The 820-nt window shown below is 74.0% G+C and carries 1 protein-coding gene and 1 pseudogene; both read right to left on the bottom strand.

From position 1 onward, the window contains the following. Positions 1-669: UDP-N-acetylmuramoyl-tripeptide--D-alanyl-D-alanine ligase (locus B8460_RS15675; RefSeq protein WP_048862549.1), on the bottom strand; the 669-nt coding region annotated here is incomplete at its 3' end. Then, positions 666-820: pseudogene (locus tag B8460_RS23470) on the bottom strand (UDP-N-acetylmuramoyl-L-alanyl-D-glutamate--2,6-diaminopimelate ligase); the annotation flags it as partial. The gene B8460_RS15675 and the pseudogene B8460_RS23470, both read right to left, overlap by 4 nt.

The raw sequence follows: 820 nt of genomic DNA, 5'->3' as shown, positions 1-820 counted from the left end.
ACTGTCGGCAGGCAGGATCAGCGTCCCGCCCGGCACCAGCCCCGCCGCGATCGAGGCCTTTTCCGCCGCGATCGCCTCGATGCTGCCGAGATGGCCGATATGCGCCCGTTCGATCGCGGTGATCACCGCGACGTGCGGACGGACGAGGCGGGCGAGCGGGGCGATCTCGCCCGCATGGTTCATGCCGATCTCGCAGACCGCATAGGCCGTATCGGCTGGCATGCGCGCGAGCGTCAAAGGCACGCCCCAATGGTTGTTGTAGGACGCGGCGGCGGCATGCGTCGGGCCCTGCTCGGCCAGCGCCGTCCGCAGCATTTCCTTGGTGGTCGTCTTGCCGACGCTGCCGGTGATCGCGGCGATGCGGCCGCGGCAGCGGGTGCGTCCATAGGCGCCAAGCCGCGTGAGCGCCGCCTGCGTGTCGTCCACGCGCAGGACGGGCGCGCCGTCCGGCAGCTCGACGGCGCGGTGAAGCATCACCCCGGCGGCCCCCGCCGCGAGCGCCGCGGCGGCATGATCGTGGCCGTCGCCGGTCGCCGTCGCCAGCGCCACGAACAGGTCGCCCTGCGCGACCGTCCGGCTGTCGATCGAGAGGCCGGTGGCGGCGAAGGGCGCCGACGCCTCGCCGGCGGTCGCCTCGACGAGCGCGGCCGCGGTCCAGAGCGGGGTCATGCCAACCCCGCCAGCGCGCGCACCACCGTGCGGTCGTCGAAGGGAAGCGTGACGCTGCCGATCGTCTGCCCCTGCTCATGGCCCTTGCCCGCGACCGCGAGCACGTCGCCGGGACGCAGGTCGCTCATCGCCGCGGCGATCGCCGCCCGCC

The sequence above is a fragment of the Acidisphaera rubrifaciens HS-AP3 genome, from assembly GCF_000964365.1.
Classification (GTDB): domain Bacteria; phylum Pseudomonadota; class Alphaproteobacteria; order Acetobacterales; family Acetobacteraceae; genus Acidisphaera; species Acidisphaera rubrifaciens.
Note: the sequence above shows the minus strand (reverse complement) of the source record. Positions and strands in the feature narration are given on the sequence as shown.